Source organism: Blastococcus sp. TF02A-26, assembly GCF_003319125.1.
Classification (GTDB): Bacteria; Actinomycetota; Actinomycetes; order Mycobacteriales; family Geodermatophilaceae; genus Trujillonella.
The window spans coordinates 24,651-49,918 of record NZ_QOHG01000002.1; the positions used below are offsets into that span (position 1 = coordinate 24,651).

Here is a 25,268-nt window from a genome sequence, read left to right on the forward strand (position 1 = left end):
GCGCGATCAGGACAGTAGGGGGCGCGTCGGAGGAGGGTCAACGCAATTAACGACGACGTCCCCCGAGGGCGTGGCCCGGTCGCGACGGGTCGACCTGCCGTGACCCGGCGCACATCCTCAAGAGCTGAGCGTCGCCAGCACGTCCTCGCCGTAGAGCTCGAGCTTCTTGGCGCCGATGCCGGGCAGGCCTCCCAGCTCGCGCAGTGTCGTCGGCCGGGTCTCGGCGATCGCCTGCAGCGTGGAGTCGTTGAAGACGACGTAGGCCGGCACGGACGCGGCCTGGGCCGCGGTGCTGCGCCAGGCGCGCAGCCGCTCGAACAGCTCCCCCGCCTCGCCGTCCAGGACGACCTTCGCCTTCTTCTGCTTGCGCACCGGGACCGCCGCGGCGGAGTCCGGCGCCAGCCCGTCGAGGAACCGGCTGCGCGGGCGGCTGCGCCGGGCGCCGGGGTTGCGGGCCAGCGACCACGAGAGCGTCAGCTGCTCGCGCGCCCGGGTGACCGCGACGTAGAGCAGCCGGCGCTCCTCCTCGACGGCGTCGGGCCGGGCCAGCGACTGGGCGATCGGCACCACGCCGTCGACCAGGCCGACGACGAACACGGCGTCCCACTCCAGGCCCTTGGCGGCGTGCATCGACGCGAGGGTGACGCCCTGGACGGTCGGCGCGTGCTGGGCGTCGGCCCGCTGGGCGAGGTGCGCGACGAAGCCGGGCAGGTCCAGCGAGGGGGTCTCGGCGACGAGGTCGACGGCGAGGTCGACCAGCGCCGACAGCGACTGCCAGCGGTCCCGCGCCGCGCCGCCGGCCGGTGGCCGGTGCTCCACCCAGCCGGTGGAGGCCAGCACGTCGCGGACGGTGGGCACGAGCGCGCCGGGCTCGCTGCCGCCGGCCGCCGCGCCGCGCAGCAGCAGGACCGCCTCGCGCACCTCGGGACGCTCGAAGAAGCGCTCGCCGCCCTTGAGGACGTACGGCACCCCGACGTCGGTCAGCGCGTTCTCGTACACCTCGGACTGCGCGTTGATCCGGAAGAGGATCGCGATCTCGGCGGCGGGGGTGCCGGCGTCGACCAGCTCCCGGCACGCCGCCGCGACCGCCTTGGCCTCGGCCGGCTCGTCGGGGTGCTCGGCGAAGCGCGGGGCCGGGCCCTCGGCGCGCTGGCCGAGCAGCCGCAGGCCGGGCAGGCCCTTGCGCCTGGGGGCCTGCCCGATGAGCTTGTTCGCCAGCCCGACCACCTGGGGCGTGGAGCGGTAGTCCCGCTCCAGCTTCACGACCTCGGCGTCGGGATAGCGGTCGGCGAAGCCCAGCAGGTAGTCCGGGTCGGCCCCGGTGAACGAGTAGATGGTCTGGTTCGGGTCGCCGACGACGCAGACGTCGGCCCGGCCGCCGAGCCAGGCGTCGAGCAGCCGCTGCTGGAGCGGGTTGACGTCCTGGTACTCGTCGACGACGAAGTGCCGGTACTGGGCGCGGATCTGGCGGGAGACCTGCGGGTGCTCCTCCAGCGCGTAGGCCGTGACCAGCAGCAGGTCCTCGAAGTCCAGCGCGCCGTCGCGCTGCTTGGCCGCCTCGTAGGAGGCGTAGACCTGCGCCACGGCGGCGGCCTCGAACGGCGGTTCCCGGCCGGCGGCCTTCGCCCTGGCCGGGTAGTCCTCGGGCGTCGCCAGCGTCGTCTTGGCCCACTCGATCTCGCTGGCGAGGTCGCGCAGGCTCGTCCGGTCGGTGGTGAGCCGCGCGCGGGCCGCGGCGTTCCCGACCACCCGCAGCTTGTTCTCGATCAGCGGCGGCATGGGGCCGCCGAGCACCTGCGGCGCGAAGTAGCGCAGCTGCCGCATCGCCGCGGCGTGGAAGGTCCGCGCCTGCACGCCGCCGACCCCGAGGGACGCCAGCCGGGTGCGCAGCTCCCCCGCCGCCCGCGCGGTGAACGTGACCGCCAGGACCGTCTCGGGAGCGAAGGCGCCGACGTGCACGCCGTAGGCGATGCGGTGGGTGATGGTCCGGGTCTTGCCGGTGCCCGCACCGGCGAGGATGCAGACCGGACCGCTCACCGCCGAGGCCGCGGCCCGCTGCTCGTCGTCCAGTCCGGCGAGGACCGCCTCGCCGCCCCGCTCTCCCGCGCTCACCCCCCGATACTCCCAGTCGGCACCGACGGTCCGGGGAAGCATCCCCGGGCCCGTGGTGTTGCCCGGTCGGGACAGCGGAACCGTCCCGGACCCGAACCACAGCACTGGGAGGACCCCTCGATGAGCGCCGCGACCGCCGCCGTGACGATGTACACCACCACCTGGTGCGGCTACTGCAACCGGCTGAAGAAGCTGATGCAGCGCGAGGGCATCGAGTTCGTCGAGGTCGACATCGAGGTGACCGAGGGCGCCGCGGACGTCGTCATGGCGGCCAACGGCGGCAACCGGACGGTGCCGACCCTGGTCTTCGCCGACGGTGTGGCGCTGACCAACCCGAGCCTGGACCAGGTCAAGGCCCAGCTGGCGCAGCTGCCCGGCGCCTGAGCCGCGGCCGGCGGGCCGCCGCGGCACGTACCCGTCGGCATCTCCCGGCAACGCCCCCGCACGGGGCATGATCGGGGACCGACGGACCGCACCGGGCGGCCCGCACCCGGGAACGGCCGGTTCTCCTCGGAGGTCGAAGACGTGAGCACCCCCGAGCACCCGCACGGTGCTCCCGGCTGCTGCCCGGGGACCGCTGGTCCCCCGGGGGTGACGGTCGTGCGCACCGCCCGCGGCTGGTCCGTGGTCGCGCCCGGGTCGGTCACGGACGTGCACGACCTCCTCGAGGGGCTGTCGCTCGCCGACCTGCTGGCCGAGGCCACCGGGTCGACGCCCGAGCCGGACCGGACCACCCGCCGCGCCGCCCGCGGTCCGGCGGCGGTGGACGCCGGCGGCGACGTCGACCCGCGGGACGCGCGGGTGGCCACGCTGGAGCGCACGGTCGCCCAGCTGGAGCACGCCCTCGCCGCCCGCGTCTCCACGGAGCGCGCGATCGGCGTCCTCGCCGAGCGGCACGGCACCACCCCGCGCTCGGCGTTCGAGCTGCTGCGCGGCGAGGCCCGCAGCACCGGGCGGCCCGTGCACGAGCTCGCCCGCGCCGTCCTGCAGCCGCTCGACGAGCGTCCGGTGGTCCCGCTGACCGCCGTCGCGCCGTCCCCGGAGCCCGTCGCGGCAGCCGAGGTGCCGCTGCCGCCCGCCCCGCGGATGCCCGGCAGCCGCCGGTCCCGCAGCCGTGCGGGCGCCGTGGTGACAGGGGACGACCGCTCCTGACCCGCCCCGAACCGCTCGGGCCCGACGTGCTGGCCGACCGGCTGGCCGGGCTGCTCGCCGCGCTCCCGGCGGAGCCCGGCGCGACGGCCCTGCGCGTCGCCGTCGACGGCCCCGACGTCGCCGACCCGGGCGGACTGGCGGGCGCGGTGGCCGAGCGGCTCCCCGTGCTCGGCCGGCCGGCCGTGGTCGTGCCCGCCGAGGGCTTCTTCCGGCCCGCGTCGCTGCGGCTGGAGCACGGCCGCACCGACCCCGACGCCCGGTACACCGACTGGCTCGACGCCGGCGCCCTGGCCCGCGAGGTGCTGGACCCGCTCGGCCCCGGCGGGAGCGGCGAGTACCTGCCGGTGCTGTGGGACCTCGCCCGCAACCGGGCCGCCCGGGTGCCGCGCCGTCCGCTGCCGGGAGGCGGGGCGCTGCTGGTGCCGGGCGCCTTCCTGCAGGGCATGGGGCTGGCCTTCGACGCCGTCGTCCACCTCCGCGTCGCCCCGGCGGCACGCCGCCGCCGGACCCCGGCCGAGGACGCGTGGCAGCTGCCTGCCTACGACCGGTACGACGACGAGGTCGACCCCGCCGGCCTGGCCGACGCGGTGGTGCTGGCCGACTCCCCCGACCACCCGGCGCTGGTCCTGCAGGGGCGGTTCACCTAGGGGACGCCGTCACAGCTCGCCGGCGACCCAGCGGTCGATGAGGTTCCGCGCGATCGACACCGGCGGCGGCAGGATCTGCGGACCCTCCCCCGAGCGCAGCTCGTCGCGGGAGAACCAGCGGGCCTCCTCGATCTCGGTCGGGTCCAGCCGCAGCGCCTGGTCGCCCTCCACACGGGCGGTGAAGCCCAGCATCAGCGACTGCGGGAACGGCCAGGGCTGGCTGGTGACGTAGCGGACGTCGGTCACCTGCACGCCGACCTCCTCGAACACCTCCCGGGCCACCGCACCCTCGGCGGACTCCCCCGGCTCGACGAACCCGGCCAGGACCGAGAACCGCCCCGGCGGCCACACGGCCTGGCGGCCCAGCACGCAGCGGTCGCCGCCGTCGTGCACGAGCATGATCACGGCCGGGTCGGTGCGCGGGAACAGCTCGGCGCCGGTGACCGGGTCGCGCTGCACCCAGCCGGCCTTCTCGATGGTGGTGGCGGCGCCGGACAGCGGGCTGAACCGGGCGCGGGCGTGCCACTCGAGGATGCCGATGGCCTGCGCGAGGAGCCCCGCCTCGAGGTCGTCGAGGTCGGCGCCGAGCTCGCGCAGGTCGTGCCAGCCGTCGACGTCCCGCCCGTTGACCGTCAATGCCCGCTCACCGCGCACGGCGGCGTAGGGGACGTCGTCGGCCTCGCCGAGGTAGACGGCACCCGTCGGCAGGGCGGCTTGCTCGTCCCACACCAGCCGGGGGCTCCCGGACCCGCGGCTCACCGGGACGGTGCCGCGCGGGTCGACCGTCAGCACCCGGACGGGCCGGCCGCCGGTGGGACCGGGCAGCGAGCGGGCCAGGTGCGCGCGGTCGTGCGCGGAGCGCGACAGGACCGGCACGAGGCCGGTGGTCGCGCGGTCGTCGTCGCCCCAGGCGTCCCGCGGGGGGTTGTCCGCCGGGGTGCTCCCGCCGTCCGGGACGCTCACGCCTCGCCCGTCGTCTGCTCCACCGTCTCGCTGACCACGACCGGCCCCAGGGCCCGCAGCGGCTCGGCGATCTGCCCGGCGTCGCCGACGACGACCGCGGTCAGCGCGTCCGGCGCCAGGTACCGGCGGGCGGCCTCCTGCACCTCGTCGACGGTGACGGCGGCCAGCGCCCGCTGGTGCTCGGCCAGCCAACCCGGTTCCAGGCCCGCCCCGATGAGGGCGGAGAGCGTGCTGGCCAGGCCGGCGTGCGTGGCCGTGGACAGCGCCATGGACCCGAGCACGTAGCGGCGGGCGCCGTCGAGCTCCGCCTCGGTCACCGGCAGCAGCGCCATCCGGCCCAGCTCGTAGAGCGTCTCGAGCAGGGCCGGCCCGGTGACCTCGGTGGCGACGTCGGCCTCGACGACGAAGGACGAGGCCGCGGCGAGGTGGTCGACGGAGCTGCGCGGGCTGTAGGTGTAGCCGCGCCGCTCGCGGATGTTCTCCACCAGACGCGAGGAGAAGTAGCCGCCGAAGACCATGTTGGCCAACCGGACGGCGGGCAGGTCGGCGTCGGTGCGGCGCGGAGCCGGCCCGCCGAGGCGCAGGTTGGACTGCACCGCGCCGGGCCGGTCGACCACCTGCAGCTCGGGGACCCGCTGCTCGGCCACCGGCGGCGCGACCACGGCGCTGCCCTCTCCGGTCCAGCCGGCGAGCGCGGCGGCGGCGGCGTCGACGGCCCCGGCGGGGTCGACGTCACCGACGAGGACGAGCGTGCTGCCGGCCGGGACGATCCGGTCGCGGTGCAGCTTGCGCAGCGCGGTGGCCCGGACCAGCGCCACCTGCTCGGCGGCCGGCAGCTGCAGGGCGTACGGGTGCGCGCCGTAGCGCCGCTCGGCCAGCGCGGTGCGGGCGATGACGCCGGGCTGCGACCGGGCGATGGCGATCCGCTCGGCGACACGGGCGCGCTCGGCCTCGACCTGGGCGTTCGGGTAGGTCGCCGAGGTGAGCAGCTCCGCGAGGACGCCGAGGACCGGTGCCAGCCCGTCGGTGGGCAGGGTGGTGGAGAACAGCACCCGGTCGGGGTCGGTGGAGACCGCGAGCTCGCCGCCGTGGGCCTGCACCAGCTGGGCGATCTCGGTCTGGTCGTGCTGCTCGGTGCCGAGGAGGACGGCGCCGGCGAGCACCGAGGCCCGGGCGCCGTGCTGGGCCGCGGCGCGCGCCGTCCCGGCGGCGAAGGGCACCCGCAGGCGCAGCTCCACCAGGGGCACGCCCGGCCGGGGGACGACGACCACGCGGAGCCCGTTGGGCAGGGTCTGCTCGGTGACCGCCAGCTCCGGCTGCGGGCGCGGCTCCCCCAGCGGCGGGACCAGGTCGAGGTCGAGCACCGGTGCACTCATCGCTTGCCTCCCGTGGCCTGGAGCTCGAGGACGGCGACGGTGCCCGGATCGAGCCCGCGGGCGGCGGTCTGCACCTGGTCGGGGGTGACTGCGGCCAGGCGCGCGGCGAACTCGCCGGCGAGTTCGGCACGGCCGTGGATCAGCTCCGAGGCCGCGAACTCCAGGGTGCGGCCCAGGACGCTGTCGGCCTGGCGCAGCAGCTGCGCCTCGGCCCGGGCCTGCACGCGGGCGAGCTCCTCGACCTCGACGCCCTGCCGGGCCACCGTGGCGATCTCCTCGTGCACCGCGCCGACGACGGCGTCCACCGGGACGGCGGCCGGGTGGTGCACCTGGGTGGTGAGCAGCGTGGCGTCGCGGACGTCGAACGGGTCGCCGAACAGCCCGACGTAGCTGCTCTGGGCGACGGCGAGCGACTCGTCGTGGACCAGCCGGCGCTCCAGCCGGGAGGCGTCGCCCTCGCTCAGCAGCTCGGCGAGCAGCACGGTGCCGAGGTAGGTGTCGAGGTCGCCGACCGGGTCGGGCACCCGCCAGCCGAGCGCGACCGCGGGCGCGGGCGCGAGGCGGTCCTCGACGACGGCGGAGCGGACCGCGGTCGGCGAGGGCTCCCCCGTCGCCGGGGTGGCCGGCACGTCGCGGGCGTCGACGGCGCCGAACCAGCGGCGCACCAGCCGCTCGGTCTCGGCGACGTCGAGGTCGCCGCCGACGCACAGCACCGCGTTGCCCGGCGCGTAGTACTTGTGGAAGAAGTCCGCGGCGTCGTCGACGGTGGAGGACTCCAGATCCACGAACGAGCCGTAGCCGTCGTGGGTGTTGGCGAAGCTCTCGAAGGCCACCGGCGGCAGCTGCAGCCAGGGGAAGGCGCCGTAGGGCCGGTTGAGCACGTTGACCCGGATCTCCTCCTTGACCACGTCGATCTGGTTGCGGAGGTTCTCGGCGGTGATCGCCGGGGCGGCCATGCGGTCGGCCTCGAGGAACAGGGCCCGCTCGAGCGCCTCGGCGGGGAGCGCCTCGTAGTAGTTCGTGTAGTCCTGGTGCGTCGACCCGTTGAAGGTGCCGCCGGCGGCCTGGACCAGCCGGGCGTGCTCCATCTTCGGGACGTGCGCCGAGCCCTGGAACATCAGGTGCTCGAAGAGGTGGGCGAATCCGGTGCGGCCCTCGGGCTCGTTGCGCATGCCGACGTCGTAGAAGACGGTCACGGCCACGACCGGCACGCTGCGGTCGGGCGCCAGGACGACCCGCAGGCCGTTGTCCAGGCGGAAGCGCTCCACCGGGTGCCGGATGGTCAGGTCGGCCCCAGCTGCTGTCACGACCCGACCCTAACCGCGATGATCGCGGCGCGTCAGAGCACGTCGACCGAGGCCACGACCTGGTCGATGACGCCGTACAGCTCGGCGTGGGTGTTCGGGATCGAGAGGTAGAGCAGCGCGGGCTGGGCACGACCGACGTCGACCAGCAGCAGCGCGGCGCGCTCGCCGCTGGCGTCGTAGCCCGGCACCTCCCAGGTGAGCCGGAACTCGATCAGGTGCGCGGGGGCGCCGTCGACGGTGAGGGCCTCGTCCCGCAGCACCTCCTGCTGGTTGGGCGCCGGGTAGTAGTTGGTCCGCGCGCGGTCCGCCACCTGCTGCACCGTGGCCTGGAGGCTGCCCGGCCCGGCGTAGCCGAACTCCGGCGCCAGCGGGCCCGACGTGCACTGCGCGATGAAGACGCCGTCGGGCGTCTGGTCCTGAGTGACGAAGTACTGGCCGGCGGTCTCGGTGGTCTCGATCATCGGGAGCAGGTCCCACTCCGACCAGCCGTCACCGAGGTAGGGGTAGGCGATCCCCGCGGCCTCGTCGACGATCCGCACCGTGCCGGGCGGGAAGGCGTTGCCCGACGGCCCCGCCGGGCCGCCGCTCGGCCCCGCCGCCTCGCCCGGGTCCCCGCCACCGCCCTTGCCGACCAGCAGCCCGAGGACGACGACGAGCACCACCGCGAGCACGCCCAGCCCGATCCCCCACGCGAGGCGACCGCGCCGGGGCGGCGGGGCGCCGACCGGCTGGTGGGTGACCGGCCGGGCCGGGGCGAGGGTGGGCGCGGCACCGGCCGCCGCCTGCACCGCGACCCCGGGACCGGCGGGGGTCGTGACGTCGGACCAGGACAGGCCGTTCCACCAGCGGACCATGCCGGGGGTGCCGTCGGGGTCGGGGTACCAGCCCGCGGGCGCGGAGGGCTCGCCAGGTCCGGTCACGCGCTCAGGGTAGGAGATCAGATCCCCCGGTCGGCGTTGTTCGCCCACCAGCTGGCGAAGTCGCCGAGGTCGTCCACGTCGCCGCCCGGCACGGAGACCTCGCCGCGGATGCCCAGGTCGTCCCACGCCCACACGAGCACCGCGTCGTTGCTCGCCTCGTCGACGTAGCAGGCGACGGTGCCGTAGACGGTCCCCTCGAAGTCGCTCACCACCTCGTACCCGTCGGGAGTGTCCTCCGACCCGCACTGGGACAGGCTCGACTCGAACTCGGGCAGACCCAGGCGGTCGATCGTCGCGGCCAGCCTCTCCCCCGCCGCGTCGTCCTCGACCACCGTGTACGTGCCGGCCGGCAGGGCCGCGTCCGGCGAGCCGTCCGGGCAGGAGAGCCGGCGCAGCTCGCCGCCGGACGGCTCCTGCGTCGTGCAGTCCTCGGGAGCGAGCTCACCGGGCAGCGCCAGGGCGAGCAGCCGGTCGGAGACGGCCGTCACGCCGTCGTCGGCCGAGTCCGCCCGCTGAGCCAGGACGACGGCGACGACGGCGAGCGCCAGCGTGGCCACGGTCAGGAGGGCGACCAGCACCCACGGCAGCCGCCTCCTGCGCGGAGCGGGCGCGCCCGGGGCGACAGCGCCCACCACGGTGGGCGGTGCGCCGGCTCCGAGCTGCTGGCGGGTGGCCGGCCGGTCGCCGTCCCAGGCGAGCGGGGCGACGGCGGTGCGGTTCCCGTCCGGCTGCGGGACCGGCACCCCGCTGCCGGCGAGCGCCTGGCGGGCCGCGGCAGCCAGGGCGCCCGCGGACTGCCAGCGCTGCTCGCGGTCCTTGGCCAGGCCGCGCAGCACGACGGCGTCGAGGGCCGGCGGCAGGCCCGGCCGGACCACCGACGGGGCCGGCGGCTGCTCGTTGAGGTGCGCGTACATCAGGCCCACGGGGTCGCCGGGGGCGAAGGGGCGACGCCCGGTGAGCAGCTCGAACAGCAGGCAGGCCAGCGAGTAGACGTCCGCGCGGCCGTCCAGCGGAGAGCCGCTGAAGCGCTCCGGCGCCATGTACTCGGTGCTGCCGATGGCCAGCCCGGTGCCGGTGAGGGCCGGTCCGGTGCCCTCGTCCGCGGCGGCCCGGGCGATGCCGAAGTCGGCGAGGTAGGCGAAGTCCTCCCCGGGCGCGGAGCTCGCGAGGTCCCGGCCGTCGGCCCGCGCGACGAGCAGCACGTTGGAGGGCTTCACGTCGCGGTGCACCAGGCCGCCGGCGTGGGCGGCGTCCAGTGCCCGGGCGACCTGGCCGACGAGGTCCACGGCACGGGCCGGCACCAGCGGACCGGAGCGGGCGAGCAGGGAGGCGAGGTCCTCGCCCTCGACGAGCCGCATGTCGAGGAACAGCTGACCGTCGATCTCGCCGTAGCGGTGGATCGGGACGACGTGCGGTTCGTTGAGCCGGGCGGCGATCTGCGCCTCGCGGCGGAACCGCTCGCGGTAGTTCTCGTCGGCGGCCAGCTCGCCGGGCAGCAGCTTGAGCGCGACGTCGCGCTGGTGCTCGGCGTCGTGCGCCCGGAGCACCTGGCCCATGCCGCCGCGGCCGAGCACGCCGAGGACCCGGTAGGGGCCGAAGTGGAAGGACCCCTCGCCTCCCGCCCCTCGCGAGCTCGCGGCGGGCCCCTGCGAGGGGCCGTGCTCGTGCGGGGTGCTCACCGGCGCGGCACCGTGGCGAGCTCGCGCCAGAGGTGTGCCGCCGCCTCGGCGCCCCGGTACAGCATCGGCAGCAGGACGCGCTCGTTCGGCGAGTGGATGCGGTCGGTCGGCAGGCCGGCGCCGAGGAACAGCAACGGGGCGCCCAACACGTCGACCAGGTCGGCCTCCGGGCCGCTGCCGCCCTCACGCGTGAACAGCACGTCGGCCGGGTCCCGGTCGAACGCCTGCCCGATGGCGGCCAGCAGTGCCGACATGGCCGGGGAGTCCAGGTCGCTGGCGCACGGCGAGACCCCGCCGGGCGGGGTGTGCACCTCGGCGACGATGCCCTCGGGCAGGTGCCGGTCGACCCAGGCGCGGACCTGCGCGGCGACGTCCTCCGGGCGCTGGTCGGCGACCAGCCGGAAGGTCAGCTTGGCGTGCGCCTCCGCCGGGATGATCGTCTTGTGGCCGGGGCCGGTGTAGCCGCCCCACATGCCGTTGACCTCGGCGGTCGGCCGGGCGCCGATCCGCTCCAGGGTGCTGAAGCCGGCCTCGCCGGCCGTCGCACGGGAGGCCGCCGGCCCGGCCAGCCAGGCGTGCTCGTCGAAGGGCACCCGGGACATGAGCTCGCGCTCGCGGTCCGACAGCGGGCGGACGGCGTCGTAGAAGCCGGGCAGCGTGACCCGGCCCTGCTCGTCGTGCAGCGCGGCGATCAGCTCCGCCATCGCGTGCAGCGGGTTGGGCACGCCTCCACCGAAGGAGCCGGAGTGGAGGTCGACGGCCGGACCGCGGAGGGTGATCTCGGCGTCGGCCAGGCCGCGCATGCCGACGACGGCGCTGGGCACGTCGGGGGCGACCATCCCGGTGTCGCTGACGACGACGACGTCGCAGGCCAGCCGGTCGGCGCGCTCGCGCAGCAGGTCGGCGAAGTGCGGGGAGCCGGACTCCTCCTCGCCCTCGACCAGCAGCTTGACGGTGACGGCGGGGGTGTCGCGGCCGGTGGCGGCGAGGTGGGCGCGCAGGCCGAGGAGGTGGAAGGCGACGTTGCCCTTGTCGTCGATGGCGCCGCGGGCGTGCAGCTCCGGCCCGTCGGCCGCCTCGACGACGGTCGGCTCGAACGGCGGGTGCTCCCAGAGCTCGACCGGGTCGACCGGCTGCACGTCGTGGTGGCCGTAGACGAGCGCGACCGGTGCGCCGGCGTCGGCCGAGGGCCACTCGGCGTAGACGGCCGGGGCGCCCGGGGTCGGCCAGATCTCCACGGTCGGGAAGCCGGTGCGCCGCAGCGCGTCGGCGAGCCACTCGGCGCTGCGGACGACGTCGTCGGCGTGCGCGGGGTCGGCGGAGATCGAGGGGATGCGCAGCCACGCCTCGAGGTCGGCGTGCAGCTCGTCGAGGTGGGCGTGCACGAACGCACGTTCGGGGCTCGTCACGCCGACGACGGTAACGGGGGCGCCCGGCTAGCGTGCCCCCATGACCGCCAGCCTGGAGCGCGTGGACGTCGGCGACCTCACCTTCGACGTGCGGGCCGACGGCCCCGAGGACGGCCGGCCGGTGCTGCTGCTGCACGGCTTCCCGGAGACGTCGCTGTCCTGGGCCGCGGTGACGCCGCTGCTCACCTCGGCCGGGCTGCGCACCTACGCCGTCGACCAGCTGGGCTACTCCCCCGGCGCCCGCCCCGCCGAGGTCGAGGCCTACGCGATGACCAACATCGCGCAGGTGACCGCCGACCTGATGACGGCGCTGGACGCGCCGGTGGCCGACGTCGTCGGGCACGACTGGGGCGCGAACGCCGCGTGGGCGCTGGCCGCCTGGCACGGCGACCGCGTGCGGTCGCTGACCGCGGTCTCGGTGCCGCACCCGACCGCGTTCACCGCGGCCTTCCGCAGCGACCCCGAGCAGAAGGAGCGGTCGGGCTACATCCGGCTGTTCTGGCAGGAGGGCAAGGCCGAGGAGGTGCTGCTGGCCGACGACGCGCGCCGGCTGCGGCGGATGTTCGGCGGCGTGGTGCCCGAGGAGGCGGTCGACGAGTACGTGGCGGTGCTGTCGGCGCCGGGCGCGCTGACCGCGGCGCTCAACTGGTACCGCGCGATGAGCTCCTCGACGCCGGTGGACGACGTCGCGGTGCCGACGACGTACGTGTGGAGCGACGGCGACGTGGCGATCGGCCGCATCGCCGCCGAGGGCTGCGCGGAGTACGTGACCGCCGACTACCGCTTCGTGGAGATCCCCGGCGTCAGCCACTGGATCCCCGAGGAGGCGCCGGAGGCCCTCGCCCGCGCGATCCTGGACCGCATCGCGTCGACGTGAGCGTCGAGCTCCGGGTCCCGATCGACGCGGACGCCGACGCGTGGACGGAGCTGTTCGACGACCCGGTGGTGATGCGGTACGTCGGCACCGGAGAGGTCCGGGACCGGGGCTGGTACCGCGGCTTCGTCCGGCGTCAGCAGGAGCTGGCCGGGTCGACGGGCCTGTGCCTGTGCACCGTGCTGGTCGACGGCGAGGTGGCCGGCTTCGCCGGGATCCAGCCCTGGGCCCACCCGTGGGGTCCGACCGGCGAGCTCGAGATCGGCTGGCGGCTCGGACGCCGGTTCTGGGGCCGGGGTACCGCGACCGCCGCGGCGCGCCTGGTGCTCGGCCGGGCGCGGGAGCTGCGGGTGCGGCACGTCGTCGCCCTGATCCACGCGGAGAACGCGGCGTCCCTGGCGGTGGCCGGGAAGGTGGGTCTCGGCGAGGAGGCGGTGCTCCGCGCACCGCACGGAGCACCGGTCCTCCAGTACGGCGCGACGCTCGCCGGCTGACCTAGGCGGTGCCCTCCACCAGAGCCAGGAGCCCGGCCTCGTCGAGCAGGTCGACGGGGCGGACGGTCAGGTTCGCCGCGACGTGGTGGAAGCCGGCGCTGACCTGCTCGACCGGCACCCCGGCCAGGCGCGACCAGCCGAGCCGATAGGCGGCGAGCTGCACGCCGGCGGCGGCCAGCTCGGCGCCCCTCGGCGGCGGGCCGGTCTTCCAGTCGACGACCTCGAACCGGCCCTGCTCGTCGGCGAACACCGCGTCGATCCGCCCGCGCAGGGTCAGCGGACCCAGCGGCGTCTCGAAGGGCACCTCGACCTCGACCGGCTGGCGCTCGGCCCACTCGCTGGCGAGGAAGGCCTCCTGCAGGTCGGCCAGCGAGCTGTCCGGCACCGCCAGCTCGTCACCGGAGCCGGGCAGCTCGTCGAGGTCGAGCAGCCGGGAGGCGCCGAACCGCTCCTCCAGCCAGGCGTGGAAGGCGGTGCCACGACGGGCCTGCGGTGCGGGCGCAGCCGGCATCGGGCGGCGCAGCCGGCGGGCGAGTTCCGCTGGGTCCCGACGCAGCGTGACCAGCGCCGACACCGACAGGTGCGAGGGCAGCGGCACCTCCACCTGCGGCCGGTCGGTGCGGTGACGCTCGCGCAGCAGCAGGTCCGCGTCCCGGATCCACGAGTCGACCAGCTCGTCGTCGGTGCCGAGCCGGTCGGCGTCCAGCGGGTGCGGCTGGGACGCGTCGACCAGCTGGGCCGCGGCGGTCAGGGCCCGGCGGCGGTGCTCCGACAGCGGATCGGCCGGCCAGACGCCGACCGGCCACTCCTCCAGCGCGGGGTTGGTCGCCCCGTCGGCCGGCGGCTCGGCCCAGTGCACGACCACGCCGGCGCCCGCGGCGCAGGCCCGGCGGGCGGTGTCGAGCAGCACCGAGGGCCCGCACGGCTTCACGCCGTCGCGCCACCAGCTGCCGGAGCACACCAGCAGGTGCCGGGCGCGGGTGACCGCGACGTAGCCGATGCGGATCTCCTCGGCGAGGCCGAACTCCTTCCACTCGGCCACGTAGTCCTCGAGCGCGGCCCGGACGACGGCCTGGTCACCGGAGCCCGGCACCGGCAGCTTGAGCCGGGGCAGCTCCTCGCGGTCGGTGAGCCGCAGGTCGACCGGCATCGAGCCGGGGTCCTTCACCCAGGAGTCGCTGCTGTCGGTCCGCGCGGGGAACTGGTCGGCGGTCATGCCGGGCACGGCCACGACGTCCCACTCCAGCCCCTTCGCCGAGTGCCCGGTGAGCAGCTGCACCGCCTCCGGGTTGACCGCGACCTCCCCGGGCTCGAGCCCGCGCTCGCGCTCGTCGGCGTCGCGCAGGTAGCCGAGGAACGCCGGCAGCGAGGGCAGCTCGGCCAGCTCGGTGAACTCGGCGGCGACGGCGTGCAGCGCGTCGAGGTGCGCGCGGGCGCCGGCGGGGCTGACGCCGGGCGCGCTGGCCAGCTCGGTCTCCAGGCCGAGGGTGCGGGCCACCTCGTCGACCAGATCGGGCAGCGCGTCGCCGAGACGCCCGCGCAGGCGGTCGAGCTCCGCACCCAGCCGGCGCAGCCGCCGCCAGGCCGCGGTCGAGTACGCCGAGGCGTCCCCGAGGTCGTCGAGGGCCTCGATGATGCTGCCGCGCTCGGTGGGCGGCTCCGGCGCCGTGCCGTCGGCCGGACGCTCGGGCCTCCGGGCGTGCACCAGCGCCCGGGCGCGGGCCTCCAGCGCGGCGAGGTCGCGCGGGCCGATCCGCCACCGGGCGCCGGTGAGCAGCCGGCCGAGCGCGTCCCCGGCGGTGGGGTCGACGAGCACGGTCAGCGTGGCGACGACGTCGGAGACCTCGGGCACCTCGAGCAGCCCGCCGAGGCCGACGATCTCCACCGGGAGCTCGCGCTCGCGCAGCGCCGTGGCGATGGCGGCCAGCTGCTTGCGGGTGCGCACGAGCACCGCGACGGTCGGCCGGCCGCCGTCCCGACGGGGCGGGAACTGCGGATCGGTGCCGTGCCAGCAGGCGGCCAGCCGGTCGGCCAGGGCCGCGTTCTCCTCGGCCACCGTCTCGTACAGCCCGACGGTCACCGCGCCCCGACCGGCGGTCGGCGCGGGCGACAGGTCCGGCAGCTCCTGCGGAGGCGGTGGCAGCAGCCCGGAGACGGCGTTGGCGATGGCGAGCACCGAGTCGTCGTTGCGCCAGCTGGTGGCCAGGGTGAGCCGCTGCGCCGGCTTCCCGCGCGAGCCGGGGAAGGTGCGGGCGAAGCGCTCGATGGTCCCGGCCGACGCGCCCCGCCAGCCGTAGATCGACTGCCGGGGGTCGCCCACCGCCAGCACCGGGTGCCCGGTGGTCCGGCCGAACAGCGCCTCGAGCATCCGGAGCTGACCGACGCTGGTGTCCTGGTACTCGTCGAGCAGCACCACCTGCCAGCGGGTCCGCTCGCGCCGGCCGACCTCGGGGGCGGCGACGGCGATCCGGGCGGCGTGGCTGACCTGGTCGGCGTAGTCGATGGCGCCGGCCGCGCGCTTGCGGGCCTCGAACGCCTCGACCAGCGGGAGCAGCGCCACCCGGGCCCGCTGCCGGGTGAGCATCTCCAGCACCGGCGCGTAGGGCCCCTTCTTGCGGGGCGCGTCGGGATAGCCGCCGATCTGGTGCTCCAGCTTCGTCGTCCACGCGCGCAGGGCGGCCGGGGAGACGTCGTGCTCGCCGAGCTCGGCGGCGAGCGCCAGCACGTCCTCGACGGTGGAGACCAGCCCGAGCGGGACGTCGTCCATGTCGCCGGTGTAGCCGGTGACGACGGTGGCGGCCTGGCCCCAGCACATCGCCGGGCCGAGGACGCCGGCGCCGGGCTCCACACCGATCCGCAGGCCGTGCTCGGCGACGAGCGCGGCGGCGTAACCGTGGTAGGTCGAGACGGTCGGCATCGCGACGGCCAGGCGCTCGCGCAGCTCCGGCTCGGTCTCCGGGTGCCGCGCCAGGGCGCCGAGCCGCAGCCGGATGCGCTCGTTGAGCTCGCTGGCGGCCTTGCGGGTGAAGGTGAGCCCGAGGATCGCCTCCGGCTCGACGACCCGGTTGGCGACCAGCCACGACACCCGCGCGGCCATGGTCTCGGTCTTGCCCGACCCGGCGCCGGCCACCACGACGAGCGGACGGTCGGCGGGGGCGGCGACGACACGCGCCTGCTCCGGCGAGGGCGCGTAGGACAGCCCGCAGCGGGCGGCGACCTCGGCCGGGTCGAGCAGCCGCCGCGGCGCGGGTGCCGGCTCCGGAGCCCCACCGAACAGGTCGTCGAAGCTCAGCTGTTCCTCGGTGGCGGGCTGCCGGGGGCTCACGCGGTCACCTGCCGGCCGCGCTCGTGCAGCGGGCAGGTGCGGCGGGCGGGGCACCGGGAGCAGTGTGACCCGGTGCGCACCTCGAAGGTCGCCGCACCCATCCCCTCGCCCACCTCGGCGATCAGCTCGCCGGCCCAGGTCTGCTCGACCGGCACGTCGGCCGGCAGCGGCTGCTGGTGCTGCTCCTTGGCCTTGGCGCCGGTGCCGACCTGCAGCAGCGCCGCGCCACCGGGCTGGCTGCCGTGGTCACCGAAGGCCCCCTGCGCGATGGCGACCTGGTAGGCGGCGAGCTGGCCGTGCGTCTCGATCTCGCGCGGGGCGCTCTTGCCGGTCTTGAGGTCGACGACGACCAGCCGGCCCTGCGCGTCGCGCTCCAGCCGGTCCACCTGGCCGCGGATCCGCGCCCGGCCGAGGACGACGTCGAAGTCCGCCTCCGCCTCGATCAGCTCCCGGCTGTTCGCGGCGTGCCAGCGCAGGAACCGGTCGAGCATGTCGTGCGCGGCGACGCGCTGCCGCTGGTCGGACCACCCCGGACCGAGGTCGAGGAGGTCGAGCTCGGCGGCCAGCGCCTCCTTCGCCTCCGCGGGCGGCAGGCCGTCGGCCACCTTCTGGGCGACGGCGTGCACCGCCGTCCCCACCGTGCGGGTGGCGTCCGGCGAGGCCTCGGCGCCGACGGCGCCGAGCACCCAGCGCAGCGGGCAGCGCTGGAAGGTCTCGATCGCCGAGGGCCGGACCCGCACGGTCAGCTCCTCGGGCACCAGCGGGGCGTCGTCGGACAGCGGCGCCAGCCCCCACCAGTCGTCCGGGGAGGCGCCGGGCACGCCCTCGTCGGCCAGCCGGCGCAGCACCGCGGCGGCCGCCGACCGGCGGGCCGGCGGGGTCTGCGGATCGGAGACCGACCGGCGCAGCTCGGCCACCAGCGCGGGGAGGGTGAGCGAGCGGGGCAGCGTGGTCAGCGGGCGGCCGTCGGGCGGGGGCGGCGTCACGAGGTCGAGGAAGCGGGAGGCGGTCGCTCCGGCGTCGGCGCCGTCGAGCGCACCCTCCACCGCGGTGACGACGAGCCGGCGGCGGGCGCGGGTGCAGGCGACGTAGAACAACCGCCGCTCCTCGGCCAAGGCGAGGGTGCGGCGGTCGACCGCGGCACCGTCGATGCCGGCCGCCCGCTCCACCAGCAGCTCGGTGCCCAGCAGCGAGCCCCGGTCGCTCAGGTTGGGCCACAGGCCCTCCTGCACGCCGGCGACGCAGACCACGTCCCACTCCAGACCCTTGCTGGCGTGCGCGGTGAGCACACGGACAGCGTCGGGGGTGGCGGCCCGGGCGGCGCCCGTGTCGCCGGGGAGCTCCTGGGCGGCGAGGTGCTCGACGAAGGCGCGCACGTCGGCCGACGGCAGGCGGTCGACGAAGCCGGCGGCGGCGTCGAACAGCGCCACGACGGCGTCCAGGTCGCGATCGGCCACGGCACCGGCCGCTCCCCCGGCAGCGCTGGCGCGGGCCCACTTCGCGGCCAGGCCGCTGCGCTGCCACATCGCCCACAGCACGTCCTCGGCGGTGCCGCCCATGGCCAGCGCGGCGCGGCCGGCGGCCAGCACCCCGGCCACCCGGGCGGCGGGACGGGCGACGTGCTCGGGCACGTCGGCGAGGAGGAACTCGTCGGTCAGCACGGTGGCCAGCGGCGCACCGCGCTCCGCGGCGTCGATGCCACGGTGGGCCAGCGCGATGCGCACCGCACGCCGGAGGCGGCGCAGGTCGAGCACGGTGGCGCTCCCGAGCGGCGAGGCGAGCAGCGCCTCGGCGGCGGGCTCGTCGAGCGGGAGCTCCCCGTCGGGCACACCGGGGCGGGGCAGCAGCACGGTGAGCGCGCCGAGGAGGGGCGCGACGGCCGGCTGCGCGTGCAGCGGCAGGTCGTCGGCGGAGACCGCGACCGGCACCCCGGCCGAGCCCAGCGCGCGCCGCAGCGGGCCCAACGCGAGCGAGGTCCGCACCACGACCGCCATCTCCGACCACGGGACGCCGTCGAGCAGGTGCGACCGGCGCAGCGTGTCGGCGACGTAGGCGGCCTCGACCGCCGTCGAGCCGAAGACGTGCACCTCACCGGAGCCCGGCGCGGCGCCCGCGCCGGACCCGGGCGCCGTGTCCTGGCCCGGCTGCAGCCGCCGGTGCTCCCACGGCCCGGGCAGCCCCTCGGCCACCCGCCGGCTGATCGCGAGCAGCTCGGCGCCCGACCGCCGGCACACGCCCAGCGACAGCCGCTGGGCGGGCCGCCCGTCGGCGTGCCGGAAGCGCTGCGGGAACTCGACGATCCCGCGCGGCTCGGCGCCGCGGAAGGCGTAGATGGCCTGGTCGGGGTCGCCGACGGCGACGAGGTCGCCGCCGCCGCCGGCCAGCAGCTCGAGCAGCTCGACCTGGGCGGGGTCGGTGTCCTGGTACTCGTCGACGAACAGCCAGCGGGCCCGCTCGCGCTCCTGGCGCAGCAGCTCGGGATCGGCCGCGAGCTCGGCGATGGCGGCGCGGACCAGCTCGGCCGGGTCGTAGCCGGAGGCGTCGCCGCGGCCGGCGGTCGAGAAGGCGGTGACCGCCTCGTACTGCTCCTGGAAGGCCGCGGCGTGCACCCACGCGTCGTGGCCGAGCTCGCGCCCCCAGGCGGCCAGCACGTCGGCGCCGACGCCGCGCTCGGTGGCCCGCAGCAGCAGCTCGCGGAGCTCGGTGCGGAACCCCGCGGTGGCCAGCGCCGGGGTGAGCGAGTCGGGCCAGCGGACGGCGCCCTCCTCCGCGAGGTCGCCGCGGAGCAGCTCGGCTACGACCGCGTCCTGCTCGGCCGCGGTCAGCAGCCGCGGCGGCGCCTCCCCGCGCAGCAGCGCCGCCCGGCGCAGCACGCCGTAGGCGTAGGAGTGGAACGTCCGCGCCAGCGGCTCGCGGATGGTGCGGGCGACGCGGGCGGTGATCCGGGTGCGCAGCTCGGCGGCGGCCTTGCGGCTGAAGGTCAGGACGAGGATCTGCTCGGGGTCGACGCCCGCGTCGATGCGGGCGGCGACGGCCTCGACGATCGTCGTCGTCTTGCCGGTGCCGGGGCCGGCCAGCACCAGCAGCGGCCCGCTCGGGTGGTCGACCACCGCCTGCTGGGTCGGGTCCAGCCGCGGCCGGACCGCCGGCGCCGTCTCCGCCTGCACGAGCCGGTAGACCGGCTCGACGTCCCCCCGTACTGCCACCCCTCCATGGGATCACGGGGGACCGACACTCCCGTGGCGCGTGGGGGAGCCGGGACTCAGCTCCCGAGGAGGTCCCAGGACGCCGCGCCGACGTCGTCGGCCTCCGCGCGGGTGAGCGCGCCGACGTCCACCAGCCGGTCGAGCACGTGCTCCTGCCGCGCGGCCGCGCGCTCGGGGTGCTCCAGCGGGTCGTAGGCGCTCGGGGCCTGCAGCAGTCCGGCCAGCAGGCTGGCCTGCGGCCACGACAGCTGGTCGGGCGCCAGGCCGAAGTAGCCCTCGCTGGCCGCGGTCACGCCGTAGAAGCCGTGCCCGAAGTACGCCGTGTCCAGGTACATGCGCAGCAGCTCCTCCTTGCTCCAGTGCGCGTCGAGCTTCACCGCGAGGACGACGGAACGGACCCGGGCGAGCGCGTCGTTGGCGCCGTCCTCGTAGAGGTTCTTGGCCAGCTGCTGGTCCAGCGTGGAACCGCCCAGGTCCTCGCCGGTCAGCGCACCCCACGGGGCGCGCAGCGCGCCGCGCCAGTCGATGCCGACGTGGTCGGCGAAGCGGCTGTCCTCGGTGGCCAGCACGGCGACGCTCACCCGCTCGGGCAGCTCACCGGTCAGCGGCGGCGCGCCGTGCACGGCCAGCAGCGCGTCGGCCCGGTCGCGGGCGTCGCCCACGCCGGGGGTGGCCAGCCACGCCGCCGCGCCGAGCAGCAGGACGAGCAGCACCCCGCCGAGCCCGGCCGCTGCCATCCTTCGGAGCAGCCGGCGCCCGCGCGAGCGGCGGGCCGGGGCGGGCGGCATGAGCAGGGTCGTGTCCATGCCGGCAGTCCATCTCCGCAGGTCGTCCCGGCGCGTCGGCCTGCGGGACGATCATGGTCGGCGGCGACGTCAGACCACGGGACGACGGCGGGTCAGTCCGGCCAGCCCACGGCGCGCAGGTCGACCCGGCCGCCGCGCACGGGCACGCCCTCCCCCGCGAGGAGCTCGAGCTGGCGCGCGCGCACCGGCTCGGCCGCCGTCCCGTCCGCGCGCAGCACCCGGTACCAGGGCACCGCTCCCCCGCCCTGGCTCAAGGCCCGGGCCACCCTCCGCGGGCCGACGCCGACCAGCCGGCCGATCGCCCCGTAGGTGCTGACCCGGCCCGGCGGGATGGTCTCGACCACGTCGTAGACGGCCTCGTCCACGTCGGCCGGGTCGCGGTCGGGCACCGGTCTCAGCTCCGGCGGCCGTAGCGGGCCAGCACCCGCGCCTGCTCGGAGGCGCCGTCGGACAGCTCCAGCGGCGGGTCGAAGAAGCCGGGCAGACCGTCGTCGGGCAGCCGGTCGGCCAGCACCGCGGCGGCCCCCAGCAGCGCCGGGTCGATCCGCTCGTCGCCACCGGTGGCGCGGGCGAGGTCCCACGCGTGGACGACGAGGTCGGCGGTCAGCTCCTCGACGTACTCCCGCACCGGCGTCGGGCCGCGGGACAGGTGCACCGTGCCGGCCAGGTCGGCGGTCGCGACCGCGGCCAGCGCCTCGTCCGCGACCGCTTCCCAGGCACCGAGCGGGTCGCTCCCGAGCAACGCGGCCGTGCCCGAGGGCACCCGCGCGGCGACGTCGTCGAGGGGTTCGCCGACGAGCAGGCCCGGCACCCAGTGGGCCTCACCCACCAGGTGGGCGACCAGGTCCGCCACCGTCCAGCCGGGGAGCGCGACGTCGTCCCACCGGCCGGCCTCGACGGCGTCGACCCGGTCGGTGAAGGCGTTCTGGGCGCACTGGAACAGCTCGATCAGGGCGGCGTCGTCGGCGGAGGGCACGTCGTCCAGTGAACATGACGAGGGCCCGACCCCCGTGCGGAGATCGGGCCCTCGTGCGGCGCGTCAGTACGTAGGCAGCGCCTTGTCGATGCGGGTCGCCCAGGCGGTGACGCCGCCCTGGACGTGGACGGCGTCCTTGAACCCGGCGTTCTTGATCGCCGCCAGGACCTCCGCGGAGCGGACGCCGGTCTTGCAGTGCAGCACGATCGGCTTGTCCTGCGGCAGCTGCGACAGCGCGCGGCCGGACAGCAGCTCGTCCTTGGGGATGAGCTTCGCGCCGGGGATCGACACGATCTCGTACTCGTTGGGCTCCCGGACGTCGATCAGCTCGAAGTCCTTGCCGGCGTCCATCATGTCCTTGAGCTCGTCGACGGTGATCGTCGCGCCCGCCGCGGCCTCCTGGGCCTCGGTGGAGACGACGCCGCAGAACGTCTCGTAGTCGATGAGGCCGGTGATCGGCTCGCCCTCGGGGTCCTTGCGCACCTTGATCGTGCGGAAGGTCATCTCCAGGGCGTCGTAGACCATCAGCCGGCCGAGCAGCGTCTCGCCGATGCCGGTGATGAGCTTGACCGCCTCGGTGGCCTGGATGGCGCCGATGGTCGCGCAGAGGACGCCGAGCACGCCGCCCTCGGCGCAGCTGGGCACCATGCCGGGCGGCGGGGGCACCGGGTACAGGTCGCGGTAGTTGGGGCCGTGCTCGTTCCAGAAGACCGAGACCTGGCCGTCGAACCGGTAGATCGAGCCCCACACGTACGGCTTGTCGAGCAGGACGCAGGCGTCGTTCACCAGGTAGCGCGTGGCGAAGTTGTCCGTGCCGTCCACGATCAGGTCGTAGTCGCGGAAGATGTCGAGCACGTTGTCGCTGTCCAGCCGCGTCTCGTGCAGGCGGACGTCGACGTAGGGGTTGATCTCCTTGATGGAGTCCCGCGCGCTCTCGGCCTTCGACCGGCCGACGTCGGAGGCGCCGTGGATGATCTGGCGCTGCAGGTTCGACTCGTCGACGGTGTCGAACTCGACGATGCCGAGCGTGCCGACACCGGCGGCCGCGAGGTACATCAGGACCGGCGAGCCGAGGCCACCCGCGCCGACGGCGAGCACCTTGGCGTTCTTCAGCCGCTTCTGCCCGTCCATGCCGACGTCGGGGATGATCAGGTGACGGCTGTACCGGCGGACCTCGTCGATCGACAGGTCGGCGGCGGGCTCCACCAGCGGTGGCAGGGACACGCTTGCTCCTCGGGTTGCGGACCGCGGCTCCTCCCGGAGCCGGCCTTGGTTCGCACAACAGCGTCCCAGGTGCGGTTCTTCCCGCCGCCCACGGGACTCCGCCCGCCCGCTCAGCGCACCCGGCGCAGCACCCCCGAGAGGCGGCGGCGCACCCCGTCGGGGAGGTGTCCGGCGGCGGACCGGGCCGCGGCGGTGACGGTCTCCCGGCCGGCCGGTCGGCGGCCGGCCGGCCATGACGACCAGGTCGCCGTGCGTCCCGGTGGCACGACCGCGGGGTGCGGGATGTGGCTGCCGTACGGGGCCAGCAGGGCACCGACCCGGCTCATCCCGAGGTCGTGGACGGGGGTACTCGCCGGCGTCCTGCGCTCCGACGTGCTCGCCGAGCAGCAGCCCGTCGCGGTGCGAGGAGAGGCGGCCACCTGCCGGGCGTCCGAGTCGTCGGTGACGGAGAGGGACCACACCGACCACGGGCCGAGGCCAGGGGCCGCCGGGACCGGCGCCCGCGGCTCTAGGGGTAGGGCCAGGCGTTCTTGGTGCAGCCCTCGAGACCGAGCGTCTGCTGCTGCATCACGGGGGCCAGCTGCCCCGGCCCCGGGCAGGGCTGGTGGCCGTTGCCGAGCGCGTGCCCGACCTCGTGGTTGACGACGTAGAGGCGGTAGGTGGCGACGTCGCCCTGGTAGTCCGGGACGGCGGTCTCCCACCGGGCCAGGTTGATGACGGCTCGGTCGCCGTACCGGCAGGAGGTGTAGCCCTGGGTGCCGACCCCGGGGCAGTACGTCTCCATGCTGCCCGGGCTGATCAGGCTGACCTTGAAGTCGAAGTCCCCGGCGGCCGCCTCCTCGACGCCGACGCGCTGGAAGGACATCCGGCCCCCGGCGCCCCATCCGCGCGGATCGGCGAGGGTCTGCTCGACCGCGAGGGCGAAGGCCGCCGCGTCGACACCGATGCCGTCCTCGACCTCGACCGCGAAGCGCCGCAGCGGGCCGGTGCCGAACACCGCCGACGTCCCGGGGACGACGGTGACCGTGCCCGCACCCTGCTCGACGTAGGTGGCCTCGGCGACGGTGGTGGGCGTCACGGACGGCACGCCCTCCCCCACGGCCTCGCCGGTGGGAGCGGGCGCGCCCGTCCGCACGGTGTCGGCCGGCCGGTCGGCCGTCGACGCCGCGGCAGGCGGGGTCGCGGGGTCCGTCCCGGTCCCGGTCCCGGTGCGGGCCAGGTCGACGAGGGCCAGCAGCGTGGCGACGGTGAGGATGGGGATGGCGTAGGCACGCCAGCCGTACCGGAGGACGAACCGGCGCACCCGTCCCGGAGGCGGGCCGCCGCGCCGGGTCACCGGCGGACGGCGCTCCTGCGGTCCCCTGACCCCAGGCCGGTCCTCGGGATACCGCACGCCGGGACGGTCGTCGGCCGGCCGCGCACCGGGGCGGGCGGCGACCGGGCGGGGCGGCGAGGGCGGGCGGGGCGGCGGGGGACGGCGGCCCGCGACGGGCGGCACGTCCTGCTCGCGTCCGGTCCGGCGCTGCCCGGCGTCGGCGGCGGGGCGTCGGCTGCCGGACCGGTTCCCGGCCGGCGATCCAGCCGCCACGGCACGCCCTCCCGCGGGTCGTCGGTACGCCGGCCGATTCCGGCCAGGGGCCAGAGTCTCACGATCACCCGCCGCGAGCTGAACCATCGCGCTGCGAGTCGTGACGGCTCAGCCGTGTCCGGTCACCGTGTGTCGCTCGCCTCCGGGACGCCGACCCCGGTGCCGGCCGCTGACGCGGTGTCCTCCGCGAGGGCGAGGACGGCCCGCGCCGTCTCCTCCGGGGCTTCGAGCATCGCGACGTGCCCGACCCCCGGGAGCACCTGCAGCCGGGCATCCGGCACGGCACCGGCCAGGCGCGGGGCGAGCGCCGGGTCGACGAGCCGGTCGCGGTCGCCCCACACCACGAGCGTCGGCACGCGCAGCGAGCGGGCCATGCGCCACGCATTGGCCGCACCCACGCGCAGGTAGGAGGTCATGAGCCCGCGCATGCTGCGCGCCAGGGCACGGTGCGCCCACGCCTGCTCGGCCCGCTCGCGCATCTCCGCCAGCGCCTGCTCCAGCCGCTGCGGCGGGATCCGCGACGGGTCCCCGAAGCACATCGACACCATGCCGCGGACCTGCTGCTCGGGTGCCACGCCGGCCAGCCGGCGCTCGGCGAACGAGGGCACGCCGGGCACCAGCAGCAGCAGGAGCGCGGGGCTGAAGGCCTTGGGCACCCGGTAGACCGGCATCGCCGGGGAGACCAGCGTGAGGGTGGCCACCAGGTCGGGGCGGCGGGCGGCGACCATCAGGCTGACCAGCCCCCCGAGGGAGTTGCCGAGCAGGTGCACCGGCTGCCCGGCGCCCGCACCCGGCTCGGCGGCCACCTGCTCCAGCACGTCGACGACCGCCTGCACGTGGCCACGGATCGAGTACGAGCTGCGCGGGGGCGGCTGGCTGCGGCCGAAGCCGGGCAGGTCCACCGCCCAGCCGTCGAACCGGACGGCGAGGAGACCCGCGAGGTCGGTCCAGTTCGTCGAGGCGCCGCCCAGCCCGTGCACGTAGAGGGCCCGCTCGCGGGGGGCGCCGGCGTCGGCGCCGTCCACCGGACCGCGCCACGGCGTGCGGCGGACGTACACCTCGCCGCCCCGGACGGTCACCGCGGAGCCGGGCCACGCCGCGGAGTCGGTGTCCAGCGGCGGCAGGGCGACGTCGGAGAGCCGCGCGGACGTCGGGTCGGAGCCGGCGGTACGAGGCACCGGGGAACGGTAGAACGCCCCGCTCCGGGACG

The 25,268-nt window shown here is 76.3% G+C and carries 21 protein-coding genes; 5 read left to right on the forward strand and 16 right to left on the reverse strand.

Translation table 11 applies throughout. The features are described from left to right. Positions 1 to 117: 117 nt before the first annotated feature. Positions 118 to 2,112 carry an ATP-dependent helicase gene (locus tag DQ240_RS02215; RefSeq protein ID WP_233498425.1) on the reverse strand — a complete coding sequence of 665 codons (1,995 nt, stop codon included), beginning with the start codon at positions 2,110 to 2,112 and terminating at the stop codon, positions 118 to 120. 120 nt (positions 2,113 to 2,232) lie between these two features. Here DQ240_RS02215 and DQ240_RS02220 point away from each other — a divergent pair, with 120 nt between their 5' ends. The 3 genes from DQ240_RS02220 to DQ240_RS02230 all read left to right on the forward strand — a co-directional run bounded on the left by DQ240_RS02220 (position 2,233) and on the right by DQ240_RS02230 (position 3,911). Continuing rightward, a complete protein-coding gene (locus DQ240_RS02220; protein WP_113838036.1) occupies positions 2,233 to 2,496 on the forward strand; it encodes a mycoredoxin in 264 nt (87 codons plus the stop codon). 216 nt (positions 2,497 to 2,712) lie between these two features. Then, positions 2,713 to 3,264 carry an ANTAR domain-containing protein gene (locus DQ240_RS02225; RefSeq protein ID WP_233498426.1) on the forward strand — a complete coding sequence of 184 codons (552 nt, stop codon included), beginning with the start codon at positions 2,713 to 2,715 and terminating at the stop codon, positions 3,262 to 3,264. 26 nt (positions 3,265 to 3,290) lie between these two features. After that, positions 3,291 to 3,911, forward strand: a complete 621-nt coding sequence (locus DQ240_RS02230; protein ID WP_233498427.1) for a uridine kinase — start codon at positions 3,291 to 3,293, stop codon at positions 3,909 to 3,911. A 9-nt stretch (positions 3,912 to 3,920) separates the two neighbouring features. Here the strand turns inward: DQ240_RS02230 and nudC are convergent, their stop codons facing one another. Genes nudC through DQ240_RS02260 form a run of 6 tightly spaced genes read right to left on the reverse strand, consistent with a single transcriptional unit; the run spans position 3,921 to position 11,565 of the window. Continuing rightward, the gene (gene nudC, locus DQ240_RS02235) at positions 3,921 to 4,874 is read right to left on the reverse strand and encodes an NAD(+) diphosphatase (protein WP_113838039.1); all 954 of its coding nucleotides are present in this window, start codon (positions 4,872 to 4,874) and stop codon (positions 3,921 to 3,923) included. Then, positions 4,871 to 6,250 carry a pitrilysin family protein gene (locus tag DQ240_RS02240; protein WP_113838040.1) on the reverse strand — a complete coding sequence of 460 codons (1,380 nt, stop codon included), beginning with the start codon at positions 6,248 to 6,250 and terminating at the stop codon, positions 4,871 to 4,873. The genes nudC and DQ240_RS02240 overlap by 4 nt, the downstream gene beginning before the upstream one ends. Then, complete coding sequence (locus tag DQ240_RS02245; protein ID WP_113838041.1) at positions 6,247 to 7,557, reverse strand: pitrilysin family protein; 1,311 nt, start codon at positions 7,555 to 7,557, stop codon at positions 6,247 to 6,249. Before DQ240_RS02245 ends, DQ240_RS02240 begins: the two co-directional genes overlap by 4 nt. A 32-nt stretch (positions 7,558 to 7,589) precedes the next feature. Beyond that, the gene (locus DQ240_RS02250) at positions 7,590 to 8,477 is read right to left on the reverse strand and encodes a DUF2510 domain-containing protein (protein ID WP_113838042.1); all 888 of its coding nucleotides are present in this window, start codon (positions 8,475 to 8,477) and stop codon (positions 7,590 to 7,592) included. A gap of 17 nt (positions 8,478 to 8,494) precedes the next feature. After that, positions 8,495 to 10,156 carry a serine/threonine-protein kinase gene (locus tag DQ240_RS02255; protein ID WP_199588990.1) on the reverse strand — a complete coding sequence of 554 codons (1,662 nt, stop codon included), beginning with the start codon at positions 10,154 to 10,156 and terminating at the stop codon, positions 8,495 to 8,497. After that, the gene (locus DQ240_RS02260; RefSeq protein WP_113838043.1) at positions 10,153 to 11,565 is read right to left on the reverse strand and encodes a dipeptidase; all 1,413 of its coding nucleotides are present in this window, start codon (positions 11,563 to 11,565) and stop codon (positions 10,153 to 10,155) included. Before DQ240_RS02260 ends, DQ240_RS02255 begins: the two co-directional genes overlap by 4 nt. A gap of 40 nt (positions 11,566 to 11,605) precedes the next feature. On the opposite strand from DQ240_RS02260, the gene DQ240_RS02265 reads away from it, so the two are divergent. Both DQ240_RS02265 and DQ240_RS02270 read left to right on the forward strand, forming a co-directional pair. Continuing rightward, positions 11,606 to 12,442, forward strand: a complete 837-nt coding sequence (locus tag DQ240_RS02265) for an alpha/beta fold hydrolase (RefSeq protein WP_113838044.1) — start codon at positions 11,606 to 11,608, stop codon at positions 12,440 to 12,442. Continuing rightward, entirely contained in the window at positions 12,439 to 12,933 is a 495-nt protein-coding gene (locus DQ240_RS02270) for a GNAT family N-acetyltransferase (protein WP_158548490.1), read from the forward strand. The genes DQ240_RS02265 and DQ240_RS02270 overlap by 4 nt, the downstream gene beginning before the upstream one ends. Position 12,934: 1 nt before the next feature. Here DQ240_RS02270 and DQ240_RS02275 read toward each other — a convergent pair whose 3' ends face one another. The 9 genes from DQ240_RS02275 to DQ240_RS02315 form a co-directional block, all read right to left on the reverse strand. Continuing rightward, positions 12,935 to 16,258 carry an ATP-dependent DNA helicase gene (locus tag DQ240_RS02275; protein WP_113838046.1) on the reverse strand — a complete coding sequence of 1,108 codons (3,324 nt, stop codon included), beginning with the start codon at positions 16,256 to 16,258 and terminating at the stop codon, positions 12,935 to 12,937. Beyond that, positions 16,255 to 19,464: an ATP-dependent DNA helicase gene (locus tag DQ240_RS02280; protein ID WP_113838047.1), complete on the reverse strand. Its 3,210-nt coding sequence runs from the start codon at positions 19,462 to 19,464 to the stop codon at positions 16,255 to 16,257. The genes DQ240_RS02275 and DQ240_RS02280 overlap by 4 nt, the downstream gene beginning before the upstream one ends. Positions 19,465 to 19,520: 56 nt before the next feature. After that, complete coding sequence (locus DQ240_RS02285; protein WP_113838048.1) at positions 19,521 to 20,270, reverse strand: biosynthetic peptidoglycan transglycosylase; 750 nt, start codon at positions 20,268 to 20,270, stop codon at positions 19,521 to 19,523. A 92-nt stretch (positions 20,271 to 20,362) separates the two neighbouring features. Beyond that, positions 20,363 to 20,659, reverse strand: a complete 297-nt coding sequence (locus tag DQ240_RS02290; RefSeq protein ID WP_113838049.1) for an MGMT family protein — start codon at positions 20,657 to 20,659, stop codon at positions 20,363 to 20,365. A 5-nt stretch (positions 20,660 to 20,664) separates the two neighbouring features. After that, complete coding sequence (locus DQ240_RS02295; protein WP_113838050.1) at positions 20,665 to 21,246, reverse strand: TIGR03086 family metal-binding protein; 582 nt, start codon at positions 21,244 to 21,246, stop codon at positions 20,665 to 20,667. Positions 21,247 to 21,309: 63 nt separating this feature from the next. Further along, the gene (moeZ, locus tag DQ240_RS02300; protein ID WP_113838051.1) at positions 21,310 to 22,470 is read right to left on the reverse strand and encodes an adenylyltransferase/sulfurtransferase MoeZ; all 1,161 of its coding nucleotides are present in this window, start codon (positions 22,468 to 22,470) and stop codon (positions 21,310 to 21,312) included. A gap of 110 nt (positions 22,471 to 22,580) precedes the next feature. After that, positions 22,581 to 22,796: a hypothetical protein gene (locus DQ240_RS02305; protein ID WP_113838052.1), complete on the reverse strand. Its 216-nt coding sequence runs from the start codon at positions 22,794 to 22,796 to the stop codon at positions 22,581 to 22,583. 182 nt (positions 22,797 to 22,978) lie between these two features. Continuing rightward, positions 22,979 to 23,806: a DUF3152 domain-containing protein gene (locus DQ240_RS02310; RefSeq protein ID WP_233498428.1), complete on the reverse strand. Its 828-nt coding sequence runs from the start codon at positions 23,804 to 23,806 to the stop codon at positions 22,979 to 22,981. 374 nt (positions 23,807 to 24,180) lie between these two features. Then, positions 24,181 to 25,236 carry an alpha/beta fold hydrolase gene (locus tag DQ240_RS02315; protein ID WP_113838054.1) on the reverse strand — a complete coding sequence of 352 codons (1,056 nt, stop codon included), beginning with the start codon at positions 25,234 to 25,236 and terminating at the stop codon, positions 24,181 to 24,183. Positions 25,237 to 25,268 lie beyond the last annotated feature (32 nt).